Raw genomic sequence first — 25310 nt, forward strand, 5'->3', positions numbered from 1 at the left:
ATGCTTCATTGGGTTGAGATACATGAATACTTCACTTTGAGTAAAGTGATACTTCATTACCGCTAAAATTAGTAGGATTAATCTTAGGTTATTGTTGTTTTTGGCACAATATGAATAATAAATTCGACTAAACACAACGATAACAAACGATGAAAATTCAATCTATTGCAATCGCTTTGCTGGTGGCGATATCGTCACCTTCATACTCAGCATTTCAGGAAAGGGAATACAATACCTGGTATCAGAAAGATGCAGTGCTTTACGACATTACGCAGACCTCAGAGGGATTGCCCGTCATGATAAGCATCTCGCAACCAGAGCGGGGATCAGCCAATATGCTCGTATCCTATATGTCCGAGGGTAGTTGTGGGGATAAGAAGGATTTTCTTAATGTGAACGGGAAGGATGTTCCTGCAACTTACAGCTGTGCATCAGTCGGGGTAAACAGGATTGATCACTTTGCAATTAATGATGCCGAAAAGGTCAATGAGATGGTTAACCACCTCAAGTCTGATTTCACTTTGTTGCTTCAGAACGATATTAAGGTCTGGGCTGCAAACATAAAGACGCCGAAGTACGGCATAGCGCCAAGATTTTAAATCGCCAGATATAACCGCCTCAGGGCGGTTTTTTTATGCCTTAAATTTGTCCATCAGAGGATAACTATGCAGGTCACTATTGATGGTGTCCCATACGTTCCCGCCAGCGTCGTTTCATCACGGATCGGCATTGCCATTTCGACGCATCAGCGCGCAGACGTTTTAAAGCGAGCACTCGAACAGCACATGAAGCATCTTCCCGCCGGTGCGCTGGTGGTGGTAGTCGATGATGGTTCTAAACCTGCAGCGGTAGTTCCCCACGGCGTGCAGCTGCTTCGCCATGAAACATCACTCGGCATTGTTGCTTCGAAGAACGCCAGCCTGTCAGCCCTGATGGATGCCGGATGCGAGCATCTTTTTCTGTGGGATGATGACGCCTGGCCTATCGCCGATAACTGGCATCTTCCCTACATCGAATCACCTGAGCCGCACCTGGCTTACCAGTTTCTGGATCTGGCCGGGCGCAATAAGCTGCACGACATGGCGGAGCTGTACCGTGATGATAAGCATGTTGCTTACACCGGGCAGCGCGGCGTGATGCTTTCCTACCACCGCAGCGCCATCGAGAAGGTGGGCGGATTCGATCCGGTTTATGGTCGCGGCATGTACGAACACAGTGACCTCGCCCTGCGGATTCATAACGCTGGCCTCACGACGTGGGCATACGCTGATGTCGTCGGTTCAGAAAAGCTTATCCATTCTCTCGATGAGCATGAGGCCGTAGAGCGTTCAGTGCCGAGGCCAGACCGACAGGCGCTGGTGGAACGTAACGTGAAGATACACAACGAACGGCGTGATACCGGGTATACCGGTTATGTTGAATACAGGCAGCAGCGCGACGTGGTAATCACAACGCTGCTCACAAGTCAGCCTGACCCGCAGCGCGGTACCAAACTGACGGCCTCGCCTGACATGCTGAGCAGGTGGTCGGCATCGCTTCGGAATTGTGGCCGTATTGCGCTGGTGGATGAATTACTGACGGCCCCGGCAGATGTTGAGCTGTATCTCGTACCTGACGTGAAGATGAATGTCTACTTTCGTCGCTGGCTGCACATCTGGCAGCACCTGCGAGATCACCCGGAATACCGGTTCGTCTGGTGTACTGATGGTACCGATGTCGAAATGCTTCGCGCGCCGTGGGAAGAAATGGAGCCCGGGAAGGTGTATGTCGGTTCAGAACCGAAGACATACGCCGACGCCTGGGCAAAGCAGAATCATCCTGAGCGAATCTATCAGGAATTCATCAAAGCGCACCGCAACGATGTGATGCTTAATGCTGGTCTGCTTGGTGGTACCCGCGCTGATGTAATGGCGTTTGCTCAGGGCATCATCCGTCTTTACTACCGGATTGAGAGTTATCGTTTCTGGAAGAAAGAACAGGCTGGCGCCGCGGTGGGTGACATGATGGCCTTTGGCATCGTAGCTAAGTCGTTTGGCGATCGCATCGTTACTGGGCCGCGCATTCACACAGTGTTTAAGTCTGAAGGTATCGGTAAGGAGTACGCCTGGTTTAAACATAAATAAGGAGAAGTTTGCATGTCTAACGAAGAAAACGTGGTTAAGCTGGTAAAGAAAAGCGCCCCCGACAAAAATGAGACGCTTATGTTAGACCGATTAAAAGAATCTATTCTTGACTGGGCGGCTGGTCTAAAGAGCGCTTCACCGTTGCCAGAGCGTCCATGGCGGCATTGAGAAATCTCTCATCATGAGAGGCTGCGGAGTTAGGAAGCTCTTTTACGAGATTTTCCATTTCAGCGATCAGATAAGTGGAAACGCCATTATTCACACTCAATTTATCCATGGCTCTGATCATTTTAGGGATGAGAAATCCAACCTGTAACTCGAGAGTGAAAATTCTGTCAAAAAGCTCTTTGCTATCCATACATTTCCTTATACAGAGGTCAACAGCCATCCCTCTGTGCTGAGTGCGCCAGTGTCCCACCACTGACGGGCTGAATGCTTACCTTAACCAGGGTTAATGAGAAGCAACACCCTGATATTCAGACAGTAGCCGCCATCGTGCGGCTTTTTTATTGGAGATTCGCTGGTGGCTGAAGAGTTTAAGTTATGCGTTGTAGGCCATCACGCCCGACGGAAACAGGCTGAGGCGTTGGCTTTAAGCATCAGTGCCCATCTTCTAATTGATGAGGGCGACGGTGGAGCTAATGCTAACCATCGCCGAGCACTTGAATGGGCTGCTGAGCAACCTTGCCGGGTGGTCGTGCTGGAAGACGATGCGATGCCCGTTCCTTGGTTTGCAGAGCTGGTGGTCGACTGGCTGACCCGCTTCCCTGACGACATGCTGAGCCTTTATCTCGGTACTGGCCGCCCGCCGCAGTACCAGATGCAGATAGCCGAACGGCTGATTATTGCTGATAAGACTCAGGCTGACTACATCACACTGCCGCGGCTGATACACGGCGTTTGTTATAGCGTACCTCCTCAGCATATTGAACGAGTCCTTTCTCGATGGGACAGCAGCAAGCCTGCCGATTATGCCGTTGGTGATGCTTATGGCGGCGCTGTGGTCTATCCGTGTTACTCGCTGGTGGACCATGCAGACTTTGAATCAGTCGAGTGTCACCCTGACTCAGCACCACGAACAGAACGCCGCCGGGCATGGAGATTAGCCTGATGCCTGCGTTAATACCGAGAGCATGCCGCAAGCGTGGCTGTCCTGGCACAACCACAGACCGCTCAGGCTATTGTCCAAAGCATCTTAACGAAGGCTGGCAGCAGCATCAGCGAGGACAGAGCAGGCACCAGCGCGGTTATGGCAGTAAGTGGGACAGGCTGCGCCCAATCGTTCTCGACAGGGATAAACACCTCTGTCAGGAATGCCTGCGAAATGGAAGGTATACACCCGCTGAGACGGTGGACCATATCACCGCCAAAGCAAATGGGGGAACCGATGACCTTTCCAACCTCGAAAGCCTCTGCAAGCCCTGCCACAGGGCGAAAACAGCGGTCGAAAGACTCAAATGACATCAATTCTCATTTGAATAGACCGAAGGGGAGGGCGGGTTGAAAGTTCAGGAACGACGCGCCAAAGGACCGCCGCCTGACCTCTTTTCACATCGCCGCAGGTTAGAAATCTTTTTTATGGGGTCCCCCATTCGATGATTAATAGGAGTTTTCGATTATGTCTGGACCACCGAAAACCCCGACCCATCTACGTTTGGTGAGGGGTAACCCATCAAAACGCCCGATCAACGAAAACGAACCAAAGCCCGCTGCTGGGGTACCCCCAACGCCGAAGCATTTCGACAAGCAGGGTAAATACTGGTTCAGGCGAATGGCTGAAGAGCTCGATGCGCTTGGCGTCATGTCGCAGCTTGACGCGAGAGCGCTTGAGCTTATGGTTGAGGTTTACACCGAGTACCGACATCACTGCGATACGCTGGAGAGAGAAGGCTACACCTACGCCGTTTATAGCGACGAAGAGCCAGACGAAGGCAAAGAGCGAGAGATTCGCATGATCAAGGCTCACCCGGCCGCCATCATGAAAGCTGATGCCTGGAAACGTCTGCGCGCCATGCTCGGTGAGTTCGGCATGACGCCAGCCAGCCGCTCTAAAGTGAATGCAAAAGGTCCTGATGCGGTTGACCCGCTGGCCGAGTTTATGAAAGCGAGGGATTAATGGCTAAGGTTGCAGAAGGCATCCGCTACGCCGAGAGAGTGGTGGCGGGGGAAATTATTGCCTGTGAGTATGTGCGCCTTGCCTGTCAGCGTTTTCTTGACGATCTGGCCCACGGCGAAGAGCGCGGTATTTTCTTCAGTGAGCCGCGCGCGCAGCACATTCTGAATTTCTATAATTTTGTCCCTCACGTCAAAGGCGCGCTGGCAGGCCAGCCTATTGAGCTGATGGACTGGCATGTTTTCATCCTGATTAATATCTTTGGTTTTGTAATCCCGCTGCTTAACGAAGAGACGGGGGAAACCGTCCTGCGTAACGACGGCAGCGGTCGGCCGGTGATGGTTCGGCGTTTCCGTACAGCAGATGTTGAGGTGGCCCGTAAAAATGCCAAATCAACACTTTGCTCCGGCGTGGGTCTCTATATGGCTGGCGCAGACGGCGAGGGCGGGGCGGAGGTTTATTCCGCTGCAACCACCCGTGACCAGGCGCGCATTGTTTTTGAAGACGCGAAAAATATGGTCAAGAAGGCGAAAGCCACTCTTGGGCGGATCTTCGAATTCAACAAGCTCGCTATCTACCAGGAGCAGACGGCCTCCAAATTCGAGCCATTATCATCAGATGCGAATAACCTCGACGGCCTGAACATCCATTGCGCCATTGTCGACGAGCTGCATGCACATAAAACCCGTGACGTCTGGGACGTTCTGGAGACGGCAACCGGCGCACGCCTGCAGTCTTTGCTTTTCGGCATCACCACAGCGGGATTTAACAAAGAGGGTATCTGCTACGAACTGCGTGATTACGCCATAAAGGTGCTGCGTGGCCTGGTAAAAGACGATACGTTTTTTGCAATCATCTACACCTTAGATGAAGGCGACGATCCCTTTGATGAAAAAGTCTGGCAGAAGGCCAATCCGGGACTGGGTATCTGTAAGCGCTGGGATGATCTGAGACGCCTGGCTAAAAAGGCAAAAGAGCAGGTTTCGGCCAGGATTAACTTTTTCACCAAGCACATGAATATCTGGGTTACCGCTGAGTCAGCCTGGATGGACATGATGAAATGGGAGAGATGCGAGTTTATCGCCCCGCAGCACGAACTTAAAACCTATCCCTCCTGGGTGGGCGTTGACCTGTCAAACAAAATTGATATCTGTGCGGCCGCTAAAGTCTGGCGCGCGCCAGGTGGACACGTTCATGCGGATTTTAAATTCTGGCTGCCGGAGGGACGCCTTGAGAAGTGTTCACGCCAGATGGCAGAGCTCTATCGTAAGTGGGCCGGGATGGACAAGCTGATCCTTACCGACGGGGATGTAATCGACCATGCTCAGATTAAGGAAGAGCTGCAGCTGTGGGTAGCTGGCGAGAGCCTGAAAGAAATTGGCTTCGACCCGTGGAGTGCGACGCAGTTCAGCCTTGCGCTGGCAGAAGAAGGGTTGCCGCTGGTGGAAGTTCCGCAGACGGTTCGTAATTTCTCTGAGGCGATGAAAGAGGTCGAAGCGCTGGTATACGGTGGCCGCTTCCATCACAGCGATCACCCGGTGATGAACTGGATGATGTCCAACGTAACCGTCAAACCTGACCGGAACGAGAACATTTTCCCGAATAAGTCCACACCAGAGGCAAAAATTGATGGCCCTGCGGCCTTGTTCACAGCAATGAGCCGCGTTCTGGTTAACGGTGGCAATGACCAGCAGGATCTCTCCGGATTCTTCAATAATCCCATCATGGTAGGTTTCTGATGAAAAAAAACAAACGGCCAGGCAGGGTTAAAAGTGCTCTGCTTAACTGGCTTGGTGTGCCTATCAGCCTGACTACCGGCACGTTCTGGGAGGAATGGTTTGGTACCAGCAGCAGCGGAAAGGTGGTAACGGCCGATAAGGCCATCCAGCTATCGGCTGTATGGGCATGCGTAAGGCTGTTAAGCGAGTCTATTTCAACACTTCCGCTGAAAATATACGTTCGACAGCCTGACGGTTCGCGTAAAGCGGCAACCGATCATCCGGCCTACTCGATACTGTGCCGCCGACCCAATTCAGAAATGACACCATCACGATTTATGTTGATGGTGGTCGCCAGTATTTGCCTGCGCGGGAACGCCTTCATTGAGAAGAAATTCATCGCAAACCGCCTGGTTTCGCTGGTGCCTTTGCTGCCGCAGAACATGGTGGTTAAACGTCTCACGACCGGGGCGCTGGAATACAAATACACTGAAAACGGTAACGAGCGAGTCATTCCCGTCAAAAACATCATGCACATTCGCGGGTTCGGTCTTGACGGCGTTTGCGGCATGATGCCGATGAAAACAGGCCGGGATGTGATCGGTTCTGCAATGGCGGTTGAGGAGTCTGCTGCGAAGATATTTGAACAGGGGCTTCAGAGTTCAGGTTTTCTCTCCGCTGAGAATGCGCTGACTGAAGAACAACGTGAAAGACTTCGCAGCTACATGGCTGCATTTACCGGTTCAAAAAACGCCGGGAAAATCATGGTGCTTGAAGGCGGATTGAAGTACCAGGGCGTCACCATGAATCCCGAAGACGCCCAGATGCTGGAAAGCCGCGCCTTTAGCATTGAGGAGATCTGCCGCTGGTTTCGCGTTCCGCCTTTCATGGTCGGTCACACCACGAAGCAAAGCAGCTGGGCATCCAGTCTGGAGGGCATGAACCTCCAGTTCCTGACACATACCCTGCGCCCCCTGCTGGTGAACATAGAGCAGGAAATAGGGCGGTGCCTGCTGGACAGCGATGATGAGGTGTTCGCGGAGTTCTCTGTAGAAGGACTGCTGCGCGCCGACAGCGCGGGCCGTGCTGCGTACTATACCAGCGCGCTCCAGAATGGGTGGATGTCCCGCAATGACGTGCGCCGTCTTGAGAATATGCCACCGATTGAAGGGGGTGACATTTACACCGTTCAGCTCAACCTGACGCAACTGAAAAATCTCGAAAGCAGCAATCCTGTTGTTCAGGCTCTGGCCCTGAGAGAACTGCATAACCACATATTCCCTGATATTTCCTTTGAACAATCTCCGCTGAAACAGGCCGCTTAGGAGCACTTTCCTGATGAGCAAAAAACAACTTCCGGCAGCACCGGCGGGTCGCCCCTGCGCGCGAGGCACCTGTGAAACTTTACCCTCCGCCCTGGATCGCTGGGATGGCGGGATCAAAGCCGCGTCCACCGACGACAACAGTATTTCTGTTTTTGATGTGATCGGGCAGGACTACTGGGGTGAAGGCGTAACAGCCAAACGTATCGCCGGTGCGCTACGGGCGATGAATGGCGCCGACGTCACGGTCAATATCAACTCCCCTGGCGGTGACATGTTCGAAGGCCTGGCAATCTACAACCTTCTACGTGAATACGAAGGCCGTGTGACGGTGAAGGTGCTCGGTATCGCCGCCAGCGCTGCCTCAGTCATTGCGATGGCCGGGGATGATATTCAGATCGGTCGTGGTGCCTTCCTGATGATCCACAACTGCTGGGTCTACGCGATGGGTAACCGCCATGACTTCGCGGAACTGGCACAGTCTCTGGAGCCCTTCGATAACGCTATGGCAGACATCTACGCGGCGCGTTCCGGCCTTGATATGGCAGCTGTTCAGAAACTGATGGATGCCGAGAGTTACATCGGTGGCAGTGACGCTGTGGCGAAGGGACTGGCAGACAGCCTGCTTTCTGCTGATGCGGTCAGTGATGGCGATGAATCACCCGCGGCCGCGCTTCGCAAACTTGATGCGCTGCTGGCTAAAACCAACACCCCGCGCTCTGAGCGCAGAAAACTCATTAAAGCCTTATCCGGTGGCATGCCTGGCGCTGTCACCACCAACGACGGTACGCCGGGCGCTGCCGAAGATATCAAACCTGAAACCCTCAATTCACTTGAAAGCGCTCTTGCGGCGTTAGTCAAATAAGGACCCTTTATGTCTGAAGTAAACGAAATTCTGAAAAAAGTCACTGCCAGCATTGAAGAGGCAACCGGCAAATTCAACGCGAAAGCAGAAGACGCACTCAAAGAGGCACAGAAGTCAGGCAGGCTGTCAGAAGAAACAAAAGCAGCCGTTGATAAAATGGCTTCTGAGTTCAATGCGCTGCGTGAAGCTGAAAAAACCCTGAAGGCCTCAATGGGCGAACTGGAGCAACATGTTGCCCAGATGCCGCTGGCAAACGCGAAACAGGTTGTCGAGTCCGTTGGCCACCAGGTGATCTCCGCTGAAGCCCTGAAAACCTTTGCTTCCAGCGTGGAAGGCGGTAAGCGCATCAGCATCCCGGTTAAGGCCGCCCTGACTTCGGTGGATGTGCCTGATGGTGTTGTAGAGCCACAGCGCCTGCCGGGTATCGATACGGCACCGAAACAGCGTCTGTTCATCCGCGATCTGATTGCTCCAGGTCGTACGTCCTCCTCAGCTATTTTCTGGGTGCAGCAGACAGGCTTTACCAATAACGCGAAAGTGGTTCCTGAAAATACGCAGAAACCCTACAGCGACATTGAGTTTACGCCGAAAATCACTGGCGTCAGCACCATCGCGCACCTGTTCAAAGCCTCAAAGCAGATCCTGGATGACTTCGCACAGTTGCAGTCCACCGTTGATGCCGAAATGCGCTACGGACTGAAGTATGCAGAAGAGCAGGAAATTCTCTTCGGTGATGGTACCGGCGTTCATCTGCACGGCATCGTTCCTCAGGCGTCAGCGTTCAATCCGGCGTTCACTGTCGAACAGCAGAGCGGGATTGACGATCTGCGTCTGGCAATGTTGCAGGCACAGCTGGCACGCTTCCCGGCGTCTGGTCATGTTCTTCACTTCATTGACTGGGCGCGGATCGAGCTGACCAAAGACAGCCTGGGTCGTTACATTCTGGCGAACCCTGCGGCGCTGACTGGTCCGACTCTGTGGGGCCTGCCGGTTGTTGCAACGGAAGCGGCAGCCTTCCAGGGTAAATTCCTGACCGGTGCATTTAACGCTGGTGCGCAAATCTTCGACCGCGAAGATGCGAACGTGGTTATCTCCACGGAGAACGCCGACGACTTCGAGAAAAACATGATCACCATCCGTTGCGAAGAACGTCTGGCGCTGGCTGTGAAACGCCCTGAGGCGTTCGTGTACGGTTCATTCAGCACCGGCGCGGGTAGCTGATAACTATTGCGGCCTTCGGGCCGCTTTTTTCGGGGCAAACAAATGCTTGATCAGAATGTGGTGAAACAGCATTGCCGCATTGATACCGACTTTACGGGTGATGATGCTCTGCTGGAGATTTACACAGGTGCGGCGGCCCGGTACGTCCAGACATGGACACGGAGAACGCTCTATGAAAATCAAAGTTCCCCTGGCTACGTAGACGACCCGGACCCGATTCTTCTTAATGATGATGTGACGGCGGCCATGCTACTGCTGATTGGTCACTGGTATGCAAACCGAGAGGCTGTGAACATCGGAAATATTACATCTGCGGTGCCTTTCGCCGTAGAGGCTCTTCTGCAGCCATACCGAATTTACGGGATATAGGAGGACTTTATGCAGGCTGGAAGACTGAGAGACAGGGTGGTGGTTCAGAACATCACAACATCGAGAGATCCTTCTGGCCAGCCTGTTGAAACTTGGCATGACGGCGCAGAAATCTGGGCAGAAGTTAAGGGTATCAGTGGGCGTGAACCGGTAGCCGCAGGCGCTGAAACTGCCGTCGCCACTATCAGAGTATGGACACGATTTCGTAGCGATATAACTGCTGCGTCCAGACTCAGGGTGATTATTGGCCCGTTCAAGGGGGCAATTTTGAATATTATTGGTCCGCCAATACCTGATTCTCGTGGCATTCAGCTCGAAATTCTCTGCAAACAGGGTACCGAAAAATGATTGAGACAAGCCTCGATTTTTCCGGACTGAATGACATCGCAAAGGATCTGGAGGCGCTTAGCCGCGCTGAAAACAACAAGATTCTGCGTGATGCCACGCGCGCTGGCGCCGAAGTGCTTAAGGAAGAAGTGATCGCCCGCGCGCCGGTGCGCACCGGGAAACTGAAAAAAAACGTGGTGGTGGTGACCCAAAAAAGCCGCCGCCGCGGGGAAATTTCTTCCGGCGTCCATATTCGTGGCGTTAACCCGCGCACCGGCAACAGCGATAACACGATGAAGGCGAAGAACCCGAGAAACGCCTTTTACTGGCGATTCGTTGAAATGGGAACCGTTAACATGCCACCGCACCCTTTCATTCGTCCCGCGTTCGATGTTCGCCAGGAGCAGGCGACAGAGGTTGCGATCAGGCGCATGAACCAGGCCATTGACGAGGCATTAAGCAAATGACGGAAGAAGATCTCTATCCTCTGCTGGCGCCGCTGGCCGGAGGGCAGGTTTATCCCTACGTTGCGCCGCTCGGCAGTGACGGGAAGCCTTCAGTCTCGCCGCCCTGGGTAACTTTCTCGATTATTACCGACGTGGCCGCAGACGTTCTTTGCGGTCAGGCTGAATCTGCCGTTTCTGTGCAGGTTGATGTCTATTCCAGCACCATCGCTGAAGCGAGCACGATCAGGAATATGGCGCTTGATGCACTGCAGGTGCTGAAGCCGGAAAGCATTGTGAAAACGCCGGGCTATGAGCCTGATCTGCGCTATCACCGGGCAACGCTCGAATTTCAGGTAACCGTTTAACTTTACCCACCATAACAGACAGCTCCGGCGGTCTTTTTTTTAACTGGAGAAACCATGACCAGTAAGTATGAAGTCACAAAGGGGATGACCTTTGCCGTCTCCGACGCACCCGTAACCGCCGAGGATTTTAACGCCTCAGGTTTCCCGGGGGCTGGCATTACCTGGCTGGAAGCGGCCTGTGCAACAAAGGAGATCACCTTCACCGGCGGGCAGAAAGGGGATATCGACGTAACCACGCTTTGCTCAACTGAACAGGAGCAAACCAACGGCCTCGCCGCGCCTGCTGAAATGAGCATTACCCGTAACTGGGTTGGCGATGAAGCAGCACAGGAGGCACTGCAGACTGCTTACGAAAATGACGAACTGCGCGCGCTGCGTGTGGTGTTCCCGTCTGGTAACGGTTTCTATGTGCTGGTGGAGGTACGCCAGAGCTCATGGTCTGCTGCAACCTCTTCCGTTGTTGGCGCTACCTATTCTCTGCGTGTACGCGGCAAACCTAAACGCATCTACGCGTCTGGTTCCTGAGCGGCTTCGGCCGCTTTTTTTATCCCTTCGATCATGTAACAAGAGAAAAATGAAATGCCGCAAAAAAAATCACAGAATTCATTACGCAACGTGGCGCTTACAGCATCGAAAGCCTATCGCACCAAAGAAGGTATCACGGTCCCTGAATGGGATGGCGCAAAGGTAACGCTGCGTGAACCCTCTGGCGATGCCTGGGTGAAATTCCGGGAGATCGTTAATCCCCAGCTCGCCGAGGGCGAAGAGGCACCGACGCTGACGGAGGCGGAAAAGTTTCTGCGTAACAAAGAGGCTGATGTGGTTCTGTTTATTGACGTTCTGCTGGATGAAAACGGCGAGCGCGTATTCAGCGATGAGGATCAGGAGCAGGTATCTAAAATCTATGGTCCTGTGCACTCCCGCCTGCTGGCTCAGGCCCTCAACCTCGGCATGAGCCAGGAAGAAGCGGGAAAGCCGTAAAGCAGCCGCTGACCTTCTTCCTGATGTCGCTGGCGCTCCGGTTGGGGCGCACTCTCCACGAACTGCGCCAGACCATGACCGCCAGCGAGCTCAAAATGTGGATCGAGTTCGACCGCATCAGTCCGATTGGTGACTGGCGCGCCGATGCTCAGGCGGCGCAGATCTCCGTTGCAATGCTGAACTCTCAGGGCGGGAAATTCACCATTCCTGACGTGATGCTGAAATGGGGTGAGCAGGAAGAAGGCGCTGAAGTCTCTGAACTTGAAGAATGGATGTCCAGTCTTTGATGCCCGCGGCTGCGGGCTTTTTTATGGGTGAAATATGGCAACGCTGCGCGAGCTAATCATCAAAATTTCGGCGAACTCCTCTTCTTTCCAGTCAGAGATCGCCAGAGCGTCCCGCATGGGAACCGATTACTACCGCACTATGGAACAGGGCGGGAAAAAAGCTGCAGCGGCCACGCGTGAAACTCAGCGGTCTTTGGCTGACCTGAATTCTCAACTTGCAACCGTGCGCTCCTCTGCTGCCGGGCTTGCCGGTGCGTGGGCTGGTGCATTTGCCACGCATCAGCTGATTCAGTTTGCCGACACGTGGAACCAGTTGAATGGGCGTCTTCGCCTTGCGTCCTCTTCCAGTGAGGATTACGTGCAATCCCAGCGCGTGCTGATGGAGATTAGCCAGCGCACCGGAACATCCCTAGAGGCAAACAGCAACCTGTACAGCAGAATTGCGCAGTCCCTGCGAGATGCCGGTTACGCTTCTGCTGACGTCGCAAAAGTTACGGAAACCGTAGCAACCTCACTGAAGCTGTCTGGCGCCAGTACCGAAGAGGCGAGTTCTGTTATCACCCAGCTTAGCCAGGCACTTGGCTCAGGCGTTTTGCGAGGTGAAGAATTTAACTCCATCATGGAGAACGGCGGCCGCCTGGCGAAACTGCTGGCTGATGGGCTGGGTACCACTGTTGGTGGCCTGCGAAATATGGCCAACAATGGCGAGCTGACGACCAACAAGATCGTCCCGCTGCTGACCAACGTTGAGATCCTCCGTAAAGAATTCGACAACCTTCCTGCATCCATCAGCGGATCTGCACAGAAAGTGCAAAACGCTTTTCTCGCATGGGTTGGCGGGGCGAATGATGCTGTCGGCGCATCATCCACGCTTTCTGGCGTGCTGGATGGTCTGGCGAATAACATCGATGATGTGGCAAATACAGCCGGTCTTCTGGTTGGTGTTGGCCTCGCTCGTTATTTTGGCAACATGGTCGGCAGCGTTGCTCAGTCAACCCGGGCAGTCCTCGCTAATACGGCCGCCGAGGTCGCGCTGGCGCAGGCTCAGGTCCGTGGAGCTCAGGTTAGCGTTGCTGCTGGTCGCCAGGCTGTTTACCGCGCTCAACAGGCGCGTGCAGCGGCGACGAGTATTGAGGCTCAGATTGTCGCTGAGCGTAATCTTGCTGCTGCTCAGGCATCACTGAATACGGCGCTTGCTGGCAGGACTTCGGCCGTTAATAACCTCACCAATACAGCCTCGGTGATGTCCCGCCTGGGTAGTGGCGTTCTTGGTATTCTCGGTGGCTGGCCTGGAGTGATTATCGGTGCCGGCGCTGCGATGTATGGCCTGTATCAGCATACCCAGCAGGTGCACCGTGAGGCGGTAGGTTTTGCCAACAACCTCGACGAGATCAACACCAAGCTCCAGCAGATGTCGGTGCTTGGCCTGCGTTCGACCGCGGCTGATGCCCGTACATCTTTACAGGCGCAAAAACAGGACCTGGCCGACCTCGACTCTCAGATCGCGAAGGTGAAAGACAGCCTTAAGGCGGTTGACCAAATCCAGCAGGACTATAACCGCCATCCGACGCTGACCCTGATCAACACTTTCATGGACCAGGCCGACATCACGGCCAAAAATATCGAGCTGACCGATAAGCTGAACCAGCTGGAGTACCAGCGCGAACAGGCAGCCTCAAAAGTCGAGCAAACGCAGAAGCTGGTAAACCAGGCCAGCGATCTGGCCACGCAAAAGGCTATCGAACAGGCTGGCGCCGTCTCTATCCTGAAAGGTGCGTATGACCTGCTTAACCGCTCAATGTCAGCGACCGCTGGCGCCAAGCCGCCGCAATATGCCGGACCCGTCGTTTCACTGGCGAACGCAACACCGCAACAGCAAACCGCACTGGAGCGCTCGCGCCGCGATAACGAGCTGGCCAGCCTCAGCGGCTTAGAAAAACTCCATCAGCAGCATGTCTATGAAGCTGAAGATTTGAAGCTGACAGGGGCGCTTTATACCCAGTACATCTACAACAAAGATCAGGCAGCCAAAAAGGATGCGGCAGCGGCTGAGGCTAAAAAGACCTCCACAGCTGCTTCGAATGCACAGAGTAAAGCCGAGCGTGAAGCGGCCAGTACCGCTGAACAGTATTCCCGTAAGATGGCCGATCTGAGCGTGGCTATTGATGTGCAGCGTGTGCGAGCAACGGAGGGAGAAAAAGCCTCCGATCTTTATGCAGCGTCACATCAGGCAGGCACTAAATGGACAGACGAGCAGCGCAGGGCAATTCAGGCATCTTCAGCAGAGCTGGCGAAATGGACGCAAAAGGCCGATGAAAACGTGCGTAAGCAGCGCGAACAGGCTGATGCCCTGAAGGACTTAACTGAAGCGGCCCGAAAGTTCAGGGATGAGGCGACGCTGGCAACCGAAACCGCAGGCATGAGTGATCGCCAGCGCAGCCGGTTCGACGAGACGCAACAGATCGACCGTGTTTTTGCTAAAACGGACGGCGGCGCCGAGGCCATAGCACAGCGCGCAGCGGCCCTCGATGCTCTGGATAAGAAATACAAGGCTATAGCCGCTGCTGAAGCGGATTGGATGTCCGGAGTATCACGCGGCTATGCCAACTGGTTTGATGAAATCAGTGACGTATCCGGCACGGTCTCTGACGGGGTGAAAACCACACTCGACAGTGCGTTTGGTAACGTCACCTCAATGCTTGAAGGCAATAAAGTTAGCTGGAAATCGTGGGGGATTTCTGTCCTGCAGATCATCGAAAAAGTGGCGCTACAGATGGCGGTGGTCAGTGCGATGGGTGGGGCATCTTCTGGTTCTGGCATCTTTGGCTCACTCATCGGCAGTGTAGGCAGCTTCTTCGGGGGCGGTGCGGGAGCATCAGCCAGCACCGGTACGGCGGTTTCCAGTTACGGATCGAACTTCCAGTTTAACGCCAAAGGCGGAGTTTATGACTCTCCATCTCTTAGCGCTTTCAGTAATGGGATCGTCAGAAACCCCACCATGTTCGCTTTCTCAAAAGGCGGGGCCGGAATCATGGGCGAGGCTGGGCCGGAGGCGATTATGCCGCTGACGCGTGCGCCGGATGGTTCTCTCGGCGTTCGTGCGGTCGGAGGCGGTGGCGGTCAGTCCGTATCGTCTGCGCCACAGGTTTATATCACCATCGATGGCAACGGCAACACCTCAACGCAAACCTCACCAGGCCTTGAGCAATTTGGTGCCGAGGTCGGGAAATTTGTCGATCAGCGATATAAGCAGAATGTGATGCGTGATATTCGTCCCGGCGGCGACATCTGGAACGCAATGAAAGGAACCCGATAATTATGGCCATCGAAACTTTCACATGGTGCCCACGGATTAACGCTGAAGCTGATACAAATTTCCGCGTCAGGAAAGCACAGTTTGGTGATGGATATGAGCAGGTTTCAGGGGATGGATTGAACACCAGAACTCAGCAGTGGACGCTTAACTTCACTGGCAACGAAACCTACATTTCTGCCATTAAGTCTTTCCTCGACAGGCATGAAGGAACGAAAGCCTTCCAGTGGAAGCCGCCGCTCGAACCTTTGGGTTTGTATCGTTGCGAAACGTATAAACCCACCGGGCTGGGCGCGGGGAAATTCAACCTTGAAGCAACATTCATCCAGGCATTTAAACCATGAGCTTAAACGCAGATTATCAGAAGCTGGAATCCGGAAACGATGTTCGTCTGATTGAGGTGGACGGTTCTTCATTTGGGCTAACGGATGTTCTCCGTTTTCACAATTACAACATACCCCACACAGAGGCGGAAATCATCGCCGCTGGTGGGGATGAGTCCAGGCTTCCGGCAAAACCAATCTGGTGGCAGGGAAATGAATACGCCGCCTGGCCGTATCAGCTGGAAGGTCTGGAGAAATCAACCAGTGGGAGCAACGCAACGCCATCACTGACGGTCGGGAACATCGAAAGCTCCATTTCTGCTCTGTGTCTTGCGTATGATGATCTGCTGCAAGCGAAAGTCACTATTCACGACACAAAAGAGAAATATCTCGATGCCAGGAATTTCGCAGGCGGTAACCCTACAGCAGACCCGACTCAGGAAAAGTTGCAGGTCTGGTATATCGACGGGAAAACGGGCGAGCTTGCCGGTGAAACCGTTGAATTTGTTCTGTCCAGCCCGATGGACCTGCAGGGGCAAATGATCCCGACGCGACAGCTTCATTCCCTGTGTACCTGGTGCATCCGGAATAAATATCGCACCGGCGACGGCTGCGACTATGCCGGAACCCGCTATTTCGACAAAAACAATAACCCGGTAAGCGATCCGTCACTGGATGAATGCAACGGCACGCTGACGGCCTGCAAACTTCGGTTCGGTGAAAATAACGAACTCTCGTTTGGTGGCTTCCCGGGCACGTCTTTGATCAGGAGCTGATATGCGTCAGAAAACCATTGATGCCATTATGTCGCATGCTGCTGCTGAATACCCTCGCGAGTGTTGCGGTGTGGTGGCGCAGAAAAGCCGAGTTGAACGTTATTTCCCGTGCCGGAATCTTGCCGCGATGCCGGAGGACAATTTTGTCCTTTGCCCCGAAGACTATGCAGCTGCTGAGGACTGGGGGACTGTGATCGCCATCGCTCACAGTCATCCTGACGCCACAACGCAACCGAGCGAACTGGATAAGGCGCAATGCGATGCAACGCTTTTACCCTGGCACATTGTGAGCTGGCCGGAGGGGGATTTGCGCACCATCCAGCCGCGCGGGGAACTTCCGCTGCTGGAGCGTCCGTTTGTGCTTGGCCACTTCGACTGCTGGGGGCTGGTAATGAGCTATTTTCGGCAAACGCATGGTATAGAGCTCCACGATTACCGGGTGGATTATCCCTGGTGGGAAAACGACTATCCGGACAACTTCTATCAGGATTGCTGGTATGAGTGCGGATTCCGTGAATTCGACGGGCCACCGAAACCCGGCGATATGGTGATCATGCAGGTCCAGGCTGATAAGTGGAACCACGCGGGAATTTTGCTGGAGGGAAATATGCTGCTGCACCACCTGTACGGACATCTGAGCCAGCGCGTGCCGTATGGTGGCTACTGGCGGGAAAGGACGATGAAGATTTTACGTTACAAAGCTCTGTGCTAACCTTTTGTAAAACCAAAGGGGATAGGGATATGAAAAAAACATTATTGGCGTTTTCATTGGTAATTATGGCTGGTTGTTCGACAGAGCCAGTTCTCCCGCAGTATGCAAAAGAAGTGTCAGCACCAAAAGAATTTCAACAGAAAACACACACAACTGCCGTGACTATCATTCGCGATAAAGGTTTCGTTGCTGGTGGATGCGCTATAACAACCTATATCAATGGTAAGTATTTGGCTGAACTTGATACTGGTGAGAAAGTCACTGCTTTCTTAAATCCTGGAGATGTATTGATTGGAGCAGGGTTTGCTGGGAAAGGTCTATGTAATGGCGCACCTAAAAAAGAGCGGGAGTTTTCAATAAAAGAAAATGCCCCTCGTGTTTTAAGGATATTTATCGACCAAAGTGGGAATGTGGACATCCTTCCGATGTCGATAAATTAGAGTTTATTTTTAATACTTAAAGGCCACCTTCGGGTGGCTTTTTCATTGGGGTGATTTATGTCAGATGTAATGACACGCATTGAACTTGGCGGTGTTCTCGGAAAGACTTTTGGCAAAACACATCATCGCTCGATAAGCACAACCCAAGAAGCCTGCAAAGCCTTATCTGCTACGATTAATGGTTTCGAAAAATTCATGAATACGAGTAAGCAAAGAGGACTTTCTTATGCGGTTTTTCGCGGGAAGAAAAATATAGGCATAGATGAATTGGGTTTTCCTGTTAAGGGCGAGGTTATAAGAATAGTACCAGTGCCGATAGGAAGTAAAAAAGCAGGTGTATTACAAACTATTTTAGGAGCGGTGTTGGTAGCTGTAGGGGTGGTATTAAATTTCACACCCTTTGCAGGAGCATCGCCATTTTTGTATCAAGCTGGTGGTGCTTTGATCATTGGTGGTGTTGTCCAAATGCTCTCACCTCAGCCAACCGGATTAGCCAGCAAACAAAGCGCAGATAACCGCGCATCCTACGCATTCGGTGGTGTAACAAACACCGCGGCGCAAGGCTACCCGGTACCGCTCCTTTATGGTAAGCGTAGAATCGGCGGAGCGATTATTTCTGCCGGAATTTATGTCGAAGATCAGCAGTAGATAACTAACCTTTTTTTCTGGCCACCTTCAGGTGGCTTTTTTTATGGGCGCAATATGGCTACAGATAAAGTGTTAAAGGGCCGCAAGGGCGGCAGTTCCAGTTCACGAACCCCTACCGAACAGCCTGATGATCTGCAATCTGTAGCGAAGGCAAAAATCCTCGTTGCGCTTGGCGAAGGGGAGTTTGCAGGGCAGCTAACCGGCAAAGATATCTACCTGGACGGAACGGCGCTGGAGAATTCCGACGGTTCCCAAAACTTCAGCGGCGTGACGTGGGAGTTTCGCACTGGAACGCAGGCGCAAAAATATATTCAGGGTATTCCCGGTACCGAAAACGAAATCAGCGTGGGAACTGAGGTATCAAGCGCCACAGCCTGGACGCGCACGTTTACCAATACGCAGCTTTCAGCAGTTCGCCTGCGTCTGAAATGGCCCTCGCTTTTCAAACAGGAGGACGACGGCGATCTGGTCGGTTACTCGGTTAATTACGCGATTGACCTGCAGACGGACGGCGGCGCATGGCAGACGGTACTTAATACCAGCGTGACCGGCAAAACAACGTCTGGCTATGAGCGCAGCCACCGTATCGATTTACCGCAGGCTGGCAGCACCTGGACAATACGCCTGCGTAAGATTACCTCTGACGCCAACAGCGCGAAGATCGGCGACACAATGACGCTGCAGAGCTTCACCGAGGTGATTGACGCCAAACTGCGCTACCCGAACACCGCGCTGCTCTACATTGAATTCGACTCAAGCCAGTTCAACGGCTCTATTCCCCAAATTTCATGCGAACCGCGCGGCCGTGTTATCCGCGTTCCAGATACCTACGACCCTGAAACCCGATCTTATAGCGGTACATGGACCGGTGCGTTTAAGTGGGCATGGACGGATAACCCTGCGTGGATTTTTTACGATTTGGTTATTTCTGACCGGTTCGGCCTCGGGCACCGTTTGACCGCTGCGAATATTGATAAATGGACGCTTTATCAGGTTGCCCAGTATTGTGATCAGATGGTACCAGACGGCAAAGGTGGCAACGGTACCGAACCTCGTTATACCTGCAACGTGTACATTCAGGACCGAAACGACGCCTACACAGTCCTGCGTGATTTTGCCGCTATTTTCCGTGGCATGACCTACTGGGGCGGGGATCAGATTGTTGCCCTGGCTGACATGCCGCGCGATGTGGATTACAGCTACACACTCGCCAATATTGTTGGCAAACCCCGTTATTCGAGCAGCACCACAAAAACCCGCTACACCACAGCACTGGTGTCATGGTCAGATCCTGGCAACGCCTATGCTGACGCGATGGAGCAGGTATTTGAGCAGGCGCTGGTAGCTCGGTACGGCTTCAATCAGCTGGAAATGACAGCCATCGGCTGCACCAGACAATCAGAAGCGAACCGAAAGGGACGCTGGGGTATTCTCACCAACAACAAGGATCGCGTTATTTCGTTTGATGTCGGGCTGGACGGAAACATTCCGCAGCCGGGCTACATCATCGCCGTGGCAGACGAGTTGCTTTCCGGAAAGGTGATGGGCGGACGCATCAGCGACGTTAACGGTCGCGTTATCAAACTTGACCGCGTGGCAGATGCAGCAGCAGGTGATCGCCTTATTCTCAACCTACCATCCGGAGCGTCGCAGAGCAGGACTATTCAGGCTGTAAACGGGGAATCTGTCACAGTCACCACGGCATACAGTGAGACGCCAGAGGCCGAAGCTGTTTGGGTGGTTCAATCGGACGAGCTCTATGCGCAGCAGTATCGAGTTGTCAGCGTTTCCGATAACGATGATGGCACTTTCTCGATTACCGGCGCATGGCATGACCCGGATAAATATGCCCGTATTGATACCGGAGCCATCATTGACCAGCGGCCGGTGAGTGTGATCCCGCCAGGTAACCAGTCTCCGCCTGAGAACATCGTAATCAGCTCGTTTTCAGTGGTTCAGCAAAATATCAGCGTCGAAACAATGCGCGTGAGCTGGGACCAGGCGCAGAACGCTATCGCCTATGAAGCGCAATGGCGCCGCAACGACGGGAACTGGGTTAACGTGCCGCGCAGCTCCACAACGTCGTTCGATGTCCCGGGAATTTATGCCGGGCGCTACCTGGTGCGCGTGCGCGCCATCAATGCCGCAGAAATATCATCCGGATGGGGCTATTCAGAAGAGAAAACGCTGACGGGTAAAGTGGGCAATCCACCGAAGCCGGTTGGCTTCATCGCTTCTGAAAACGTTGTATTCGGTATCGAGCTGAACTGGGGATTCCCTGCGAATACCGACGACACGCTGAAGACCGAAATCCAGTACAGCCTGACCGGTACCGAAGACGATGCGATGCTGCTGGCCGATGTGCCTTACCCACAGCGCAAATATCAGCAGATGGGCCTTAAGGCTGGACAGATTTTCTGGTACCGCGCGCAGCTGGTGGACCGCAGCGGCAATGAATCAGGATACACCGACTGGGTGCGCGGACAGGCGAGCATCGATGTTTCCGATATCACCGATGTGATCCTGGAGGAGATTAAAGATTCTGAGGTATTTAAGGATCTGATTGAGAGTGCTGTAGACAGTAGCGAGAAACTGGCCGAACTTTCTGATGCGATTAAGGAGAACGCAGATGGTCTGGCTGCAGCAGTAGGTTCGAATAAGCAGACAGCAGAAGCAATAATTGGCAACGCCCTGGCTATTGCTGATGTTGTTGTGCGCCAGACTGCGCAGCAGGGGGCTAATTCTGCGACATTCGAAGAGCTACGGGAGGTGATCGCCACTGAGACGGAAGCACGCGTCACGGATGTTACTCGTCTTGAGGCACAAACTGCGCAGAATGAAGCGGGTATTACTGAAGTTCGCCAGGCGTTAGCAACGGAAACTGAAGCTCGCGCTTCCGCGGTAAGCCAGTTGACGGCTGCCACTCAGGCCGCATCTGACAAAGCTGATTCAGCAGCGGCTGTAGGTGCTCAGAATACAGCATCAATCACTGAACTTAGCCAGGTAGTCACGGACCTTGATTCCTCAATGGCATCACGTCTTGAAGAACTGGGAGCACAAACTGATAAGGCCAGTGGAAGTATTCAGAACAATGCTATTGCGCTGATCACGAGTACGCTCGCTCAGGTTAACCAGCGTAACCTTCTGAGCGTGCAATATGGTGATAACAAAGCCGGTATTGAGCGAGTCGACAATGTCATGGCAGATGCAAGTAAAGCTGTCGCTGAGTCGCTGCGCACACTGGATTCCAGTACTGGTGGAAACACTGCGAATGTCACTGACTTGTCAAAGACGCTCGCTGACTTCACTCAGGCGTCTGCTACGCAAATCAACTCGCTGAAGGTCACGGTTAACGGTCAGTCTGCGGCTATTATCCAGAACAGCCAGGTATCAGCGGACATCAATAACAACCTGAATGCGATGTACAGCATCAAGGTCGCTGTTGATTCTAATGGTAATCAGTATGCAGCAGGGATGGGGATTGGTGTTCAGAATACGCCATCTGGAATGCAGACGCAGGTTCTCTTCCTCGCTGATCGCTTCGCGGTTATGACCCAGGCAGGCGGCGCCGTGACTCTGCCGTTTGTTATCCAGAACGGACAAGCCATCATCCGGGACACAGTAATTGGTGACGGGACGATCGGTAACGCCAAAATCGGCAGCTATATTCAGTCTTCAACCTGGGACGGCACAGGGAACGTTGGCTGGCATATAAACAAGTCGGGATATGCCACATTCAACAACGTGACGGTTCGTGGCTCCATTTATGCAACCAACGGTAATTTTTCATTTAACGGATCCGGTAATACCACAGTCATTAATGGCAACGGCGTCACCATCAATATTCCGGGTGGTGGCCGGATCGTACTTGGGACATGGTGATAATATGCCGACAGGGTTATTGATAGAGCTGAACGACGGCGGGAAACGTATGGCGATAACGGCGGGGCTGAGATGCCCGTCATTTGGAGCAAGTTTTGACAGTGGATATCAGAAAGCCAAGTACGCGGATATTTCCGGTTATGTATCCGGTTCGCAGGTGCTGTTTATTCCACATGCGGCGGCTTATCTTGATTCAGGGCTTCTTCATAAAATGAACTCGGTCACCATATCGGGAGCGCGAGTCACGCAGAACTCAACGATGAAAGACAACAGTATCAGCGAACGAGAAAGCACGTACACGTTTCCCGGAAGCCTCTGGCAGATATTTCCGACGGGCCAGCGTAGTGGTGTGGGCTTGCTCATAAGCGACAGCACAGATTTCACATCTATAACTAACGCTACTCAGTCAGGCCAGTGTATCTGGAAAGGTACTGTGAATGTTCCAACCGGGGGCTGGGCGGTTCCGACGATATCAGGTTATGACAAGTCGAAATATATCGTTTTCGGACGCTGTAATAGCGGTAATACGATTGACTTCGACGGCAACACAGTAAGATTCTTCAGTCCTCCGTCAACTAATGATGACGCTCCCACAACAGGCACGATAGACATCGTTATCTTCGCCAGTGGCGTAGCGCCGCAGCCTGGTACTGGCCTCAATATTTTCAACGCTGAAGGGGCCTGTACGTTTTCAACTACAAAGCGACCTTTCGTATACCTCAATCAACTATGGTCACCTTCCACAAGTGCCGTGAGCATCGGCAGCGGCTATGTACCGCTGGGCAGATTTGGTCTGATGATTCATATGGTTAATGGCATGTACGTGTATCGGATGTTCGGAATAAAGATACAGAACGGCAGCGCTTCAGTTCAGGGCGGGAAATACCTTGGACGCGAGCAGTATGCCATATTCGGTAATAACACCATTACTCCGCTCAGCCTTCCTGTATTGCCTGATATGTACGTCTGAATTCAGTGTCTATTCAAATCAACCTCGCTCCGGCGGGGTTTTTTATTGTCTGGAGAAAATATGATTTATAACACCGGCACAATCGCCATAAACGGAAATAGCCTTACAGGTACGGGAACAAACTTCACCGCTGCTGGCTCACTCATTCGTAACGGCTGCACTGTTATCGCCTTGACAAGCCCAGCGCAGGTTTTCCAGATCACCGCGATCGGAAGCGCAACTTCTCTTACCGTGACACCTGCGGCAAGCCCAGCAATTCCTGCTGGAACGAAGTATTCGATTTTGCTGAGCGATAGCCTGAGTGTGGATGGCCTGGCGCAGGACATTGCTGAAACCTTCACGATGTACCAGCGCTACATGAGCGGCTTTGCTGATGTGATGAACGGTACGACAGACGTCACCATAACGATTAACGGCACACCAGTCACCGTACCGGGGCAGAAATCACTGGCGAAGAAAGGGGTAAACAGCGACATCACCAGTCTTTCCGGGCTGACTACCGCGCTAAGCATTTCCCAGGGTGGAACTGGTGATAAGACAGCAGCAGGTGCTCGTACAAACCTTGGTTTAGGAAGTGCCGCCACCAAGGATGTAGGCCCCAATACTGGGAATGTTTTAGGTGTGGGCTATTTCGGTTTCGGAACTCCAACTATTAACGTCTTAGGAAATACCGAATCAGGATTTTATGGCATTGACGGTTCAGGTACTGCCTGGGCCCCGCAAGCTGGCTCAGGTATTGTATGCGGGTATGACCCAACGCGCCGACAGCAAATATTTACAGGAGCATCCGGGAATCTTTTCGTCCGGAACCTTGGCGCATCTGCTATGAATACATCTTCGTCCACCATTCCATGGACACAGATGCAGTCTGTTGGAACATCAGATATTAATTTTAAGCACGTCAACGGCGATCTCGATGTTGCTGATTCTCTTGAAAACATCTGTCAAATGGAGTTTAAGCGATTCTACTACCTTGATGATGATGAGCAGACAGAGCGCCGTGGCGTAATTGCTCAGCAGATCGAACAAATCGACAAGGAATATGTTCACTCTGCTGAGGGCGTAGGGAAAATGACGCTTGACCTTAACCCACTGATGATGGATGCCCTGGCAGCCATAAAGGCACTTAACGCAAAGGTAGCAGAGCTTAGTAAACAGGTTGATGAGCTAAAACAGGGTGGAGCTTGATATACCTGAAGACCGCATATTGAAACGGCTTCGCTAAGAAAACCGCCGCCCGTCTTAAGAAAGAACTGGCGGCGGCTGGTTGCTCAGTGTTCATGCCCGAGCAAACGTGGGGAATATTAACCGAGTAAAATTTAAAGGCCAACCTGGCGAACGGTCGGAAACTCAGAAACCAGCCACATATCGGAATCTTCAAACATTTCCTCCAGCATGCGATTGAGCTTTTCCCGATCACTTTTGCTGGCGTCGCTGTTTAAAGCGTTCGCCTGCATCGGCTTCACCTTCACTTCTGCATCAGGAAAAATCTGGTGCACTCGCTTTGTTAGCTCAGCCAGGATGATCTCTCTGGCCCCTTGGAGCCCTTCAACATTTCGCTTGTCATAAACCAGTTCAACAAACATACCGATCCTCTTATAAGTGAAAAATTGCCTGTGCTTGATCTGTTTTTATAAAAATACTACTGTATATGCATACAGTCAATAAGTGAGTGAGGGTGTGTTCATGCCTCGTCAACCGGATATTCGTGCTGCTTTTATTGCGGCCATACAGCAAAACCCGAAGGGCTATCTCTGCCTGCATACAGACAAATTCATCGCTGAACTGCAGGAGAGGCACTGGCATTTCAGCCAGGAGGATGCAAATTCATGGATCGAGCGATACCAGCCGGACTTCGCCGATAAGACGACAAACGGAAGTGAGAACCGATACTGGATCCTGCGTAACATGGGGAGGGTTTTCTAATGGGGTTAGTTTCGCCAACTACTGACTATGTTGAACATCGGATAGTCTTTTTGGTTTGATGACGACTACCGAGTGAAGAAAATGTCGTGCATCTAGGTATGTACGATTCAGGATAAACAATTTATAAAACAGTAGGATATTGTTTTTTTGTTTTTTTTCTAAAGGATCTGCAATGGTTGCCGA

28 protein-coding genes are annotated in these 25310 nt (G+C 52.7%); 26 read left to right on the forward strand and 2 right to left on the reverse strand.

All coding sequences use genetic code 11. From position 1 onward, the window contains the following. Positions 1-149: 149 nt before the first annotated feature. The gene (locus L383_RS0123655; protein WP_032628816.1) at positions 150-599 is read left to right on the forward strand and encodes a hypothetical protein; all 450 of its coding nucleotides are present in this window, start codon (positions 150-152) and stop codon (positions 597-599) included. 66 nt (positions 600-665) lie between these two features. Then, positions 666-2123, forward strand: coding sequence for a glycosyltransferase family 2 protein (locus L383_RS20385; protein WP_023332581.1), 1458 nt, complete (start codon positions 666-668; stop codon positions 2121-2123). Between the two features lie 100 nt (positions 2124-2223). On the opposite strand, the gene L383_RS20380 is transcribed toward L383_RS20385, so the two are convergent. Continuing rightward, positions 2224-2481 carry a hypothetical protein gene (locus tag L383_RS20380; protein WP_023330772.1) on the reverse strand — a complete coding sequence of 86 codons (258 nt, stop codon included), beginning with the start codon at positions 2479-2481 and terminating at the stop codon, positions 2224-2226. Positions 2482-2643: 162 nt separating this feature from the next. On the opposite strand from L383_RS20380, the gene L383_RS24735 reads away from it, so the two are divergent. The 23 genes from L383_RS24735 (at position 2644) to L383_RS26265 (ending at position 24389) form a co-directional block, all read left to right on the forward strand. Beyond that, positions 2644-3234, forward strand: coding sequence for a hypothetical protein (locus tag L383_RS24735; protein ID WP_032628818.1), 591 nt, complete (start codon positions 2644-2646; stop codon positions 3232-3234). Further along, complete coding sequence (locus tag L383_RS24740) at positions 3234-3584, forward strand: HNH endonuclease (protein ID WP_032619870.1); 351 nt, start codon at positions 3234-3236, stop codon at positions 3582-3584. The genes L383_RS24735 and L383_RS24740 overlap by 1 nt, the downstream gene beginning before the upstream one ends. A gap of 157 nt (positions 3585-3741) precedes the next feature. Next, positions 3742-4239 carry a phage terminase small subunit P27 family gene (locus L383_RS20375; protein ID WP_023332582.1) on the forward strand — a complete coding sequence of 166 codons (498 nt, stop codon included), beginning with the start codon at positions 3742-3744 and terminating at the stop codon, positions 4237-4239. Continuing rightward, a complete protein-coding gene (locus tag L383_RS20370; RefSeq protein WP_023332583.1) occupies positions 4239-5975 on the forward strand; it encodes a terminase large subunit in 1737 nt (578 codons plus the stop codon). Before L383_RS20375 ends, L383_RS20370 begins: the two co-directional genes overlap by 1 nt. Continuing rightward, a complete protein-coding gene (locus L383_RS20365) occupies positions 5975-7279 on the forward strand; it encodes a phage portal protein (RefSeq protein WP_023332584.1) in 1305 nt (434 codons plus the stop codon). The genes L383_RS20370 and L383_RS20365 overlap by 1 nt, the downstream gene beginning before the upstream one ends. A 13-nt stretch (positions 7280-7292) precedes the next feature. Continuing rightward, entirely contained in the window at positions 7293-8141 is an 849-nt protein-coding gene (locus L383_RS20360) for a head maturation protease, ClpP-related (RefSeq protein WP_023332585.1), read from the forward strand. A 9-nt stretch (positions 8142-8150) separates the two neighbouring features. Beyond that, on the forward strand, positions 8151-9362 hold the full coding sequence (locus tag L383_RS20355; RefSeq protein WP_023332586.1) for a phage major capsid protein: 1212 nt from the start codon (positions 8151-8153) through the stop codon (positions 9360-9362). A gap of 42 nt (positions 9363-9404) precedes the next feature. Continuing rightward, entirely contained in the window at positions 9405-9731 is a 327-nt protein-coding gene (locus L383_RS20350; RefSeq protein WP_023332587.1) for a head-tail connector protein, read from the forward strand. Between the two features lie 9 nt (positions 9732-9740). Beyond that, positions 9741-10079, forward strand: a complete 339-nt coding sequence (locus L383_RS20345; protein WP_023332588.1) for a phage head closure protein — start codon at positions 9741-9743, stop codon at positions 10077-10079. After that, on the forward strand, positions 10076-10525 hold the full coding sequence (locus tag L383_RS20340) for an HK97-gp10 family putative phage morphogenesis protein (protein WP_023332589.1): 450 nt from the start codon (positions 10076-10078) through the stop codon (positions 10523-10525). Before L383_RS20345 ends, L383_RS20340 begins: the two co-directional genes overlap by 4 nt. Beyond that, positions 10522-10869 carry a tail completion protein gp17 gene (locus tag L383_RS20335; RefSeq protein WP_023332590.1) on the forward strand — a complete coding sequence of 116 codons (348 nt, stop codon included), beginning with the start codon at positions 10522-10524 and terminating at the stop codon, positions 10867-10869. The genes L383_RS20340 and L383_RS20335 overlap by 4 nt, the downstream gene beginning before the upstream one ends. Positions 10870-10923: 54 nt before the next feature. After that, positions 10924-11394 (forward strand): phage tail tube protein, encoded by a 471-nt coding sequence (locus L383_RS20330; RefSeq protein WP_023332591.1) that lies wholly within the window; start codon positions 10924-10926, stop codon positions 11392-11394. A gap of 54 nt (positions 11395-11448) precedes the next feature. Further along, positions 11449-11850: a phage tail assembly chaperone gene (locus tag L383_RS20325; protein WP_023332592.1), complete on the forward strand. Its 402-nt coding sequence runs from the start codon at positions 11449-11451 to the stop codon at positions 11848-11850. Between the two features lie 23 nt (positions 11851-11873). Continuing rightward, entirely contained in the window at positions 11874-12137 is a 264-nt protein-coding gene (locus L383_RS20320; RefSeq protein ID WP_000050396.1) for a phage tail assembly protein T, read from the forward strand. 34 nt (positions 12138-12171) lie between these two features. After that, complete coding sequence (locus L383_RS20315) at positions 12172-15453, forward strand: phage tail tape measure protein (RefSeq protein WP_023332593.1); 3282 nt, start codon at positions 12172-12174, stop codon at positions 15451-15453. A gap of 2 nt (positions 15454-15455) precedes the next feature. Beyond that, a complete protein-coding gene (locus tag L383_RS20310; protein WP_023332594.1) occupies positions 15456-15794 on the forward strand; it encodes a phage tail protein in 339 nt (112 codons plus the stop codon). Then, entirely contained in the window at positions 15791-16549 is a 759-nt protein-coding gene (locus L383_RS20305; RefSeq protein WP_023332595.1) for a phage minor tail protein L, read from the forward strand. The genes L383_RS20310 and L383_RS20305 overlap by 4 nt, the downstream gene beginning before the upstream one ends. Position 16550: 1 nt before the next feature. Then, a complete protein-coding gene (locus tag L383_RS20300; protein WP_023332596.1) occupies positions 16551-17261 on the forward strand; it encodes a C40 family peptidase in 711 nt (236 codons plus the stop codon). A gap of 29 nt (positions 17262-17290) precedes the next feature. After that, on the forward strand, positions 17291-17701 hold the full coding sequence (locus L383_RS0123670; protein WP_204369705.1) for a hypothetical protein: 411 nt from the start codon (positions 17291-17293) through the stop codon (positions 17699-17701). A gap of 57 nt (positions 17702-17758) precedes the next feature. Continuing rightward, a complete protein-coding gene (locus L383_RS20295) occupies positions 17759-18349 on the forward strand; it encodes a tail assembly protein (protein WP_023332597.1) in 591 nt (196 codons plus the stop codon). A gap of 54 nt (positions 18350-18403) precedes the next feature. Next, positions 18404-22231, forward strand: coding sequence for a TipJ family phage tail tip protein (locus tag L383_RS20290; RefSeq protein ID WP_023332598.1), 3828 nt, complete (start codon positions 18404-18406; stop codon positions 22229-22231). A gap of 4 nt (positions 22232-22235) precedes the next feature. Further along, complete coding sequence (locus L383_RS20285) at positions 22236-23201, forward strand: DUF6453 family protein (RefSeq protein WP_023332599.1); 966 nt, start codon at positions 22236-22238, stop codon at positions 23199-23201. 60 nt (positions 23202-23261) lie between these two features. After that, positions 23262-24389 (forward strand): tail fiber domain-containing protein, encoded by a 1128-nt coding sequence (locus tag L383_RS26265; protein WP_023332600.1) that lies wholly within the window; start codon positions 23262-23264, stop codon positions 24387-24389. A 131-nt stretch (positions 24390-24520) separates the two neighbouring features. On the opposite strand, the gene L383_RS20280 is transcribed toward L383_RS26265, so the two are convergent. Beyond that, complete coding sequence (locus tag L383_RS20280; protein ID WP_023332601.1) at positions 24521-24787, reverse strand: DinI family protein; 267 nt, start codon at positions 24785-24787, stop codon at positions 24521-24523. A gap of 100 nt (positions 24788-24887) precedes the next feature. Here L383_RS20280 and L383_RS20275 point away from each other — a divergent pair, with 100 nt between their 5' ends. Continuing rightward, the gene (locus L383_RS20275; protein ID WP_023330754.1) at positions 24888-25127 is read left to right on the forward strand and encodes a hypothetical protein; all 240 of its coding nucleotides are present in this window, start codon (positions 24888-24890) and stop codon (positions 25125-25127) included. Positions 25128-25310 lie beyond the last annotated feature (183 nt).

It is taken from the genome of Enterobacter sp. MGH 37 (genome assembly GCF_000534515.1).
GTDB classification, from domain to species: domain Bacteria; phylum Pseudomonadota; class Gammaproteobacteria; order Enterobacterales; family Enterobacteriaceae; genus Enterobacter; species Enterobacter kobei.